At 73.7% G+C, this 8,561-nt stretch carries 9 protein-coding genes and 1 pseudogene; 4 read left to right on the top strand and 6 right to left on the bottom strand.

Annotated elements, in window-relative coordinates:
* Nucleotides 1-96 (bottom strand): helix-turn-helix domain-containing protein (locus tag V6U77_RS30135; protein ID WP_442934444.1); only part of this gene is annotated, 96 nt, incomplete at its 3' end.
* Between the two features lie 423 nt (nt 97-519).
* Between V6U77_RS30135 and V6U77_RS29025 the strand changes: the two genes are divergently transcribed.
* Nucleotides 520-861 (top strand): hypothetical protein, encoded by a 342-nt coding sequence (locus V6U77_RS29025; RefSeq protein ID WP_334609938.1) that lies wholly within the window; start codon nt 520-522, stop codon nt 859-861.
* Nucleotides 858-1,517, top strand: a complete 660-nt coding sequence (locus tag V6U77_RS29020) for a nucleotidyl transferase AbiEii/AbiGii toxin family protein (RefSeq protein ID WP_334609937.1) — start codon at nt 858-860, stop codon at nt 1,515-1,517. The genes V6U77_RS29025 and V6U77_RS29020 overlap by 4 nt, the downstream gene beginning before the upstream one ends.
* 26 nt (nt 1,518-1,543) lie before the next feature.
* On the opposite strand, the gene V6U77_RS29015 is transcribed toward V6U77_RS29020, so the two are convergent.
* The 4 genes from V6U77_RS29015 to V6U77_RS29000 all read right to left on the bottom strand — a co-directional run bounded on the left by V6U77_RS29015 (nt 1,544) and on the right by V6U77_RS29000 (nt 6,195).
* Entirely contained in the window at nt 1,544-2,446 is a 903-nt protein-coding gene (locus V6U77_RS29015; protein WP_334609939.1) for an SDR family oxidoreductase, read from the bottom strand.
* Nucleotides 2,447-2,659: 213 nt separating this feature from the next.
* Entirely contained in the window at nt 2,660-4,336 is a 1,677-nt protein-coding gene (locus tag V6U77_RS29010) for an ABC-F family ATP-binding cassette domain-containing protein (protein WP_334609936.1), read from the bottom strand.
* A 320-nt stretch (nt 4,337-4,656) separates the two neighbouring features.
* Nucleotides 4,657-4,848, bottom strand: a complete 192-nt coding sequence (locus V6U77_RS29005; RefSeq protein WP_334609935.1) for a hypothetical protein — start codon at nt 4,846-4,848, stop codon at nt 4,657-4,659.
* A gap of 216 nt (nt 4,849-5,064) precedes the next feature.
* Complete coding sequence (locus tag V6U77_RS29000) at nt 5,065-6,195, bottom strand: geranylgeranyl reductase family protein (RefSeq protein ID WP_334609934.1); 1,131 nt, start codon at nt 6,193-6,195, stop codon at nt 5,065-5,067.
* 149 nt (nt 6,196-6,344) lie between these two features.
* Between V6U77_RS29000 and V6U77_RS28995 the strand changes: the two genes are divergently transcribed.
* Together V6U77_RS28995 and V6U77_RS28990 are read left to right on the top strand one after the other, a co-directional pair.
* The gene (locus V6U77_RS28995) at nt 6,345-6,581 is read left to right on the top strand and encodes a hypothetical protein (protein WP_132239717.1); all 237 of its coding nucleotides are present in this window, start codon (nt 6,345-6,347) and stop codon (nt 6,579-6,581) included.
* 85 nt (nt 6,582-6,666) lie between these two features.
* On the top strand, nt 6,667-8,106 hold the full coding sequence (locus V6U77_RS28990; RefSeq protein ID WP_334609933.1) for an MFS transporter: 1,440 nt from the start codon (nt 6,667-6,669) through the stop codon (nt 8,104-8,106).
* Nucleotides 8,107-8,208: 102 nt separating this feature from the next.
* On the opposite strand, the pseudogene V6U77_RS28985 reads toward V6U77_RS28990, so the two are convergent.
* Nucleotides 8,209-8,561 (bottom strand): annotated as a pseudogene (locus tag V6U77_RS28985) (hypothetical protein); the annotation flags it as partial.

Here is an 8,561-nt window from a genome sequence, read left to right as displayed (position 1 = left end):
CCGACCCAACCTCCGCGCGATCGACCGCATCGACTCACCCTCAGCCCGACCCAACCCGATCTGCTCCCGCTCCAGCGAACTCAACCTTGATGCCACGACCACCCCAACGAAGATCCCGGAAGGGTGTTGCAACCACCGGTTGAGTCCGCCAGAGGGGCCATTACGTACCAAGATCTCCCCACGACCCAGACACCCGGGCGGCCGGCCCGCCGGCGTCGATCATGCAGTTGTGGTGCCGCGCACAAGGCGCAATTCAGGGCACAAAGCCCACCACAAGTGCATGATCGACCCGGGAGGGAGGCGGGGCGCCGCGGGTGGGTCGGGCGGCGTGTTTGGCCACGGTTGTCAGGCCGCGCGCTGGGGTCAGGCCTGGCCGCGCGGAGCCGGGTCGGCGGGTCACACCCCCCGTCACCACGCACCGGGACGTCGGGACACAACCGCCGGAGCCAGAAGGTGGGCGCGAACGACACTGACCAAACCGCGATCCCGAGCGGCCCGACCTGGGGTTACCCTGACAGCATGCAGGCCCTCTCCCCCGCCCCGACCCGCGCGGCCCACCTGGCCCGCCCGGGCCGGCCCGCCGTGGTGGCCCGCACCCTCGCCGAGCTGGCCGGTCCCACCCGGGGCGTGGTCGAACTGCCGGTGCGGCTGATGTGGAACGCCGACAGAACCTTCGACCTGGGCGATCCGGACGAGCTGCTCTGGATGTACGAGAACGTACTGCGCGAGACCACCCGCGCGGAGGACCTCCGGCTGCTCATCAACGGGCGCACCCTGCGCCGGGTGTGGCGGCTGCTCAACCTGCCCCGGGGCGTACGCCAGGCGTGGGAGAGCCGCCACCGGGGTCTGCGTACGGCGTGAGCAGCGCGCATCCGCACGAGTTCTACCGCGAGGTGGCCCGGGTGGCGTTGTCCGCCGCGGGGCCGTACCGGTTCGTGCTCGGCGGCGGGGTGGCGTGGGCCGCGCACGGGCTGGTGACCCGCCCGACGGAGGACGTGGACCTCTTCGCGGACGTGGAGGGGGCCGCCGCCGCGGCGGCGGACGGGGTACGCAGGGCGCTGGAACGGGCCGGGTTCGAGGTGACCGACGCCGACCCGGACAGCGAGTTGGCCGAACTGTTCGAGGGCTTCGACCGGGACCTGAGGGACTTCGTGGTGAGCCGGGACGGGCGGCTCATCCGGCTCAGCCTGGCCCGCCTGGACCGGCACCGCAGCCCGGTGGTGATGGACCTCGGGCCGGTGATGGACGTGCGGGACCTGATGGCGAACAAGACCGCCGCCCTGGTCAACCGGCGGGAGGTCCGGGACTACATCGACGTCGCGGCGGCCCTGGAGCACCACGGCGTGGCGGAGCTGCTGGACCTGGCCCGCCAGCTCGACCCGGCCCTGGACGAGGAGGACGTCCGGGCCGCCGGCCGCTACCTGGACCGGCTGCCCGACCGCCGCTTCGCCCGCTACGGCCTGAACCCCGCCGCCGTCGCCCGAATCCGCACCCGCCTAGCCCCCTGGCCCCGCTGACCCCACCCGCCCCCGCGGGGCGGGCGTTACTTTGTGGGGCGGCCGCCGGTGACGCCGAGGATCTCGCCGGTGACGTAGCTGGACTCCTGGGAGGCGAAGAAGACGTACGCCGGGGCCAGCTCGGCCGGCTGGCCGGGCCGGCCCTCGGGGGTGTCCTGGCCGAACTTCTCGACCTTCTCCTCGGGCATCGTGGCCGGGATCAGCGGCGTCCAGATCGGACCCGGCGCCACCGCGTTGACCCGGATCCCCCGCTCGGCCAGGTCGGCGGCGAGCGCCTTGGTGAAGTTGGCGATCCCCGCCTTGGTCGTGGCGTAGTCCAGCAGCTGAGGCGAGGGGTCGAACGCCTGGATCGACGAGGTGTTGATGATCGCCGAGCCCTCGGGCATGTGCGGCACCGCCGCCCGGCAGAGCCAGAACATGGCGTACAGGTTGGTCTTCAGCACCCGGTCGAACTGCTCGTCGTCGATGCCGAGGATGCCCTCGTCCTGCGCCATCTGGTAAGCCGCGTTGTTGACCAGGATGTCGATGCCGCCCAGGTCACCCAGCGCCCGGTCGATCAGCTCCAGGCAGTGCCGCTGGTCGGTGATGTCGCCGCGTACCGCGATGCCCTTGCGGCCGGCCTCCTCGACCAGCCGGACGGTCTCCCGCGCGTCGGCGTCCTCCTCCTCGCCCAGGTAGGAGATGAGCACGTCGGCGCCCTCGCGGGCGTACGCGACGGCGATCGCGCGGCCGATGCCGGAGTCACCCCCGGTGATCAACGCCCGCCGGCCCTCGAGCTTGCCGCTGCCGCGGTACGACTCCTCGCCGTGGTCCGGCTTCGGCGTCATCTCCTGCGTCGAGCCGGGTGGCGTCTGCTGCTGCTTCGGTTGCCCCTCCTGCTGGCCGTACTGGCTGGTGGGGTCCTGCTGGGTGTGCTGGTCCTCGGTCACCGACGTCTCCTCGCGCACCGGTCGGGTCTGGGTCACCCACCGCCCTACCCTGCGGTGGCAGGCGGAAACAGCCGCCCGTGTCACGCGGACAGCCCGGTGCCGGGCGGCGCGCTGAAACAGGTCGGGCCGCTGTGGCACCGTCGGCCCTGCCGGCCGCCCCGTGGCGGGAACACCAGTCACGGCGTCCCCGACGGGCGCCGAACGCGCCGGCGCTCATCCTCGTTCGCGGCCGGTGAGCCGACCGCCGATCTCCAGGCGGGGCCAGTCGGCGAGATCGCGCAGCAGCTGCCGGTCGTGCGTGGCGACCACGACCGTCGCGCTCGTCTCGCGGATCGCCTCGGTCAGCTCGTCCACCAACGCCGACGACAGGTGGTTGGTCGGCTCGTCGAGCAGGATCAGTCCGGGCCGCCCCGCCAACGCCAACGCCAGGTCGAGGCGCCGCTGCTGTCCCTGCGACATCCGCCCGACCGGTGTGCTCACCGCCTCGGCGTCCAGCAGCCCGAGCGCCCCGAGCCCGACGGCGTCGGCGTCGCGCAGCGTCCCGCCGGTCACCAGCCGCCCCACGTGGCGGGCGTGGACGTCGCGGGCGGCGAGGCCCGGGTCGTGCACGGCGGTCTCCTGGGTGATCAGGGCGATCCGTGCCTCCTTCGCCGTCCAGACGCGCCCGTGCGTGGGCCGGAGCGAACCGGCCAGCACCGCGAGCAGCGTGGACTTCCCCGCGCCGTTCGCTCCGGTGACCAGCAGCCGGTCGCCGCCGTCGAGAGCGAGGTCGACCGGGCCGGCCAGACGCCCGTCGACCGCGACGCCGTACGCCCGCACCTGCGGCGCGCCCTGCCGTACGCCCAGGTCGGGCCAGCGCAAGCCCGGCGGCGGCTCCGGCACGTCGATCCGGTGCGCCCGCAGGGCGTCGCGCTGCCGGTTCAGTGCCTGCACGACGCCCGGCGCGCGGGACTGGCGCCGATGCTTACCCGTCCCCTTGTCGGGTCGCCAGCCGGTGGAGAGCCGGTCGCGCGCCTTGGCCACGGCGTCCTGCAGCCTCCTGTGTTCGGCCCGCTGCTCCTCGAACTCCTGCTCCCAGGACTCACGTTCGCGACGCCGGGCGTCCTGCCAGGCGTCATAGCCGCCGGCGTACAGGCGCGGCATCCCGTCACGGGTCGGATCGAGGTCGAGGAACCGGTCCGCGACGTCGCGTAGCAGCGCCCGGTCGTGGCTGACGAGGGCGAGGCCGCCGTCGTGCTCGCGCAGCCTGCGGGTCAGGAAATCAAGCCCGTCGGCGTCCAGGTGGTTTGTCGGCTCGTCGAGCAGGAGCACGTCGTGCCGCGCGCCGAGCAGGCACGCCAGCCGCACCCGGTAGCGCTGCCCGACCGAGAGCGTCGACAACGCACGGTCGCGGTCCGTGCAGGCACCCAGGGACTCCAGGGCGATGTCGACACGGCGCTCGGCGTCCCACGCGTCGAGCCGGGTGGCGGCGTCGAGCGCGGCGGCATAGCGATCCTCGGCGCCGGGATCGCCCGCGGCCACGGCGAGGGCCGCCTCGTCCAGGGCCGCGACGGCCGCGAACGACGCCGCCAGCGCCTCGGAGGTCAGGGTGCCGACGGTCTCGCCGTCGCGCGCGGCAAGCTCCTGGCGGGCCAGGCCGATCGTGCCCACCCGGTGCACGGTGCCCTCGTCGGGCGGGATCCGGCCGGCGAGAACGTGCAGCAGCGTCGTCTTGCCGCGGCCGTTCTCGCCGACGACGGCGACCCGTGACCGGGCGGAGACGGTCACCGACAGGTTGGTCAGGATCCGGCGGGAGCCACGGACGACGGTGACGCTGTCGGCGCGGACGTGCGCTACCCCGCCCGCGGTGACGGGCAGGGACATGGCTTCGGGATTCGGGGTGAGGTTCAACGGTGCTCCGCAGCTCGTGGTGGAGCCGGGCAGCAGCAGACGGCCGCCCGGCGGGAACCGGGACGGCGAGCGCGGATTCAGCAGTAAGGAGGCGCCGCCGTCAGCCGGCGGAGCGGACCTTCTGCGACCAGATACCTTGTGCCATGACGGTCACGGTAACAGCGCCGTCGCTTCCACTCCTCCGAATTCCGTCCGGGCGGCGGCATCGACGGGTCCACGGCATCGGCGGGCGAGTCTCTGCCGGCGCCAGCTCCAGCCCAGACCGCTGCCGGACCCGGCCCACCTGAGCCCACGGTCAGGACGGGGTCGCCCAGGCAGCGTCAGGCACCGTGCCGCAGGTCCCACCGGTCCCGCTCGTCGCCCGGATCCGGCTGGTCCCGCCGCGGATCGGTCTCGGTCAGCGCGGTCCGCTCCTCGGGGCGCACCGCGGGCGGCATCTCGCCGAAGCGCACGTGCCGCAGGAAGCGGTAGTCGTCGTCGGTGAACGACGACCCGGGGCTGTCTTCTGCCATGACCTCTCCTTCTCGACGTCATCAGTGTGTGTGGCGGTGACGACGGGCACCACCGCTAAAGCGTCCTAGGATCCTGGGTGAAAGTGGGGCGCCGGTTCCTTCCCGCACTCGCCGAGGTCGGCGGCCAGGTCCCGGCGAGTGCGGGCGGCCGGACCTGGCCGCCCGCACTCCGCAGGCCGCCGGTGGCCAGGCCCCGCAGCCCGGACCTGGCCGGCTTCAGGCTGCCGGCAGCCTGTCCAACAGCGCCAGCGCTGCCCGGACCGGGGCCCGGTCCAGCGTCTCGTCGAAGCTGGCCCGCCCCTGGCAGAAGCGCACGAACATCCGCCAGCCCGGCGGGGTGGCCAACAACGCGTGGAAGACCCCGGGGCGTCGGGCGAACACGTCCAGCAGCCGGTGCCCGGCGCGCATGGACGGCACCAGGTCACGGGCGACCGCCCGTTCGTATCCCGCGAGGTCACCGGCGGCCACCGCCGCGCCGGCCAGCTCGCCGGAGCGCAGCGCGTAGCTGATCCCCTCCCGGCTCCACGGCTCCAGCAACCCCGCCGCGTCACCCGCGACCAGCACTCGGCCCCGACGCAGCGGCGAGTCCTCGGCCCGGCAGCGGGTCAGGTGGCCGGAGTCGTGCGCGGGCTCCACCCCGGACAGGCCCAGCCGGTCGACGAACCCGCGCAGATACGCCCGGGTCCGCTCCCCCTCGCCGCGGGCGGCGATCACGCCGACCGTAAGCCTGTCCCCTTTCGGGAAGACCCAGGCGTACGAGCCGGGCAGCGGACCCCAGTCCAGCAGGAGGCGGCCACGCCAGCGGGCCTGTTCCTGCGGTGGCACGGGCAGCTCCAGCTCCAGCCCCAGGTCGACCTGCCGGTGGCGGACCCCCACGTGCCGGCCGGTCACGCCCGAGGAACCGTCCGCGCCGATGACCGCCCGCGCGTGGACCGTGTCGCCGTCGGCGAGCCTGAGGCGTACGACATCGGGGTCCTGCTCGACGGCGCGGACCGCCACCCGCTCGCGGACCTCGGCGCCGGCCGCCACCGCGGCGGCACGCAGGCGGTCGTCGAACTCCTCCCGGCGCACCATGCTCACCAGCGGACCGCCGCGATGGTGCCGGCTGAACCGGCGTCGCCCGTCCCGGGTGAACGTCACCCGGTCGACCCTGTCGTGTGCCGGCACCTCGATCCGGCCGGCCACCGCCGAGAGCGAGGTGCCGATCAGCCCTCCCCCGCAGGTCTTGTAGCGCGGGTGCACGGCGCGCTCCACGACCAGCGTGCGCGCGCCGGCGCGGGCGGCGGCATGGGCGGCGCAGAGCCCGGCGGGGCCGGCGCCGACGACGGCGAGATCCCAGACGATCACTGATGCAGCCTAGGGCAACCCGCAGGCCCCGGCGCTGAGGGCGCGGCCGGGGCTACCGCCCGATCGGGTGGGCATCTTCGGTCACCCGACGGGTAAGCGCGCGGCGCAACCGCCCGCACGGGGGTGGGCACCGGCGAAGGAGGTAGGCCATGCGGCAGGTGCAGCTGTCGGATGTCGAGGAACGGGTGTACGACGCGGTCGCGGCGCTGGAGGCCCGGGGACAGGTGCCGTATCCGGACCTGATCGCCGAGGAGGCCGGTCTCACCGAGGAGCAGTTGCGGGCACCACTGCACCAGCTCACGGAGAAGAACCTGCTGCACCGGGAGGACTCGCCGATGGCCGGGCTGGACTTCGGACCCCGGTTCTGCGCCCGACAGATGGCGTGAGCCGGCGTACGCCACGCAATGGTTCGCCCGGCGGGGACCGGGGTAGCGCTCGGCGATGCCCGATCACCGATTCGCGGAAGGCAGCATGAGCCCGGCGGACACGCCGCCAACCGACCCCACCGCCCCGCCGGACGACCGCCGGCGCTGGCAGGCCCTCGGCGTCGGGCTGGTCGCCGCCTTCATGACGCTGCTCGACGTGAGCATCGTCAACGTCGCGGTCCCGTCGATCGACCAGGCCCTCGGTGCATCCCCCAGCGACCTGCAGTGGGTGCTCTCCGGGTACGCCCTGACGTTCGGGCTGGTGCTGGTCTCCGCCGGCCGCTTCGGCGACGCACGCGGCCGGCGGAGCGCGTTCGTCTTCGGGATCGCCCTCTTCACGCTGGCCAGCGCGCTGGCCGGGCTGGCCGCGTCGCCCGCGTGGCTGATCGCGGCCCGCCTGCTTCAGGGCGCCGCCGCCGGGGTGGTCAACCCGCAGGTCACCGGCCTGATCCAGGAGCTCTTCCGCGGGCCCGAGCGGGGTCGCCCCTTCGGGCTGCTCGGGGCCACCATCGGCATCTCCACGGCCGTCGGCCCGCTGCTCGGAGGGCTGTTGATCGCGATCGGCGGCGAGGAGCACGGCTGGCGGTGGGTGTTCTTCGTCAACGTCCCGGTCGGCGTACTCGCGGTGGTCCTCGGCTGGCGGCTGCTTCCCGCCCGACCGGCCGGACCGCGCGACCACCGGAGGCTCGACCCCGTCGGGGTGCTGCTGCTCGGCGTCGGCGTGCTGCTCGTGCTGTTGCCGCTCGTGCAGCAGGACTGGCGCGGCCCCGCGAAGTGGCTGCTCGTGCCGGTGGGGCTGCTCGTCCTGGGCGCCTTCGGGGCGTGGGAGCGGTGGTACGCCCGACGCCAGGAGCCGCTGTTCGACCTGCGGCTGTTCGGCTTCCGGTCGTACGCGCTCGGCTCCCTGATCGCGCTGGTCTACTTCGGCGGGTTCACCGCGATCTTCTTCATCTTCACGCTCTACCTGCAGAACGGCCTCGGCTACAGCGCGTTGGTCGCCGGCCTGGCCATCACCCCGTTCGCGTTGGGCTCGGCCGCGGCGTCCGCGCTCGGCGGCCGGATCGTCAACCGCTTCGGGCGCCCCCTGGTCGCGGTGGGGCTGCTCACCGTGGTGGTGGGGCTCGTCGCGGTGGTCGTCGTGCTGGAGCTGGCCCCGCGCGGTGCCGCGGTGCCGTGGCTGACGGCCGCCCCCCTGCTGGTCGCGGGGCTGGGCAGCGGCCTGGTGATCGCGCCGAACCAGACCCTGACCCTGTCCCAGGTGCCGGTGCGCCAGGCGGGCAGCGGGGCTGGCATGCTCCAGACCGGCCAGCGGATCGGTTCCGCGGCCGGGATCGCCGCCGTCGGCTCGATCTTCTTCTCGTCGCTGGCCGCCAGCGGCGGCGACTTCTCGCTGGCCTTCCGGCACTCCCTGCTGCTGGCCGCCGGGGTGATCGCGCTCGCGCTGGTCGCCGCCCTGGTCGACGTCGCACTCGGCCACCGCAGTTGACGGGCGATCTCGGGGCTGCGGACGCGCCGCTGGCCGGCACCGTGTAAACGGTGCCGGCCGGCGGTCCCCCTTGCGTGGAAGGTCTGTGTCGGTTGTTGTCGGTCAGCTGTTCCAGTGCTCGGCGACGAGGTCGGCGGCCATCTGCTCCCACTGAGCGTAGTGGTCCGGGTACGCCGACACCTGCACCGTCTGCGCCGCCTTCGTCAGCGGCATGTCCTGCCACCCGTCGACCTGCTTGAGACCCTTCAGGAACGCCGTCGTCGAGTACTCCGGGTCGGTGATCTGCTCCACCGTGCCCCAACCCGAGGACGGACGCTGCTGGAACAGGCCCTGCGAGTCGTGGTCGTTGCGGTCACCCAGATGACCCAGGTTCTCCAGCTTCGACTCCTGCAACGCCGTCGCGATCGACACCACCGCGGCCCGCTCGTCCATGCCGGCCTTCTTCGTCGCCGCGA

This window comes from Micromonospora sp. CPCC 205546 (assembly GCF_036902715.1).
Classification (GTDB): domain Bacteria; phylum Actinomycetota; class Actinomycetes; order Mycobacteriales; family Micromonosporaceae; genus Micromonospora.
This window is presented reverse-complemented; position numbering and strand designations above follow the sequence as displayed.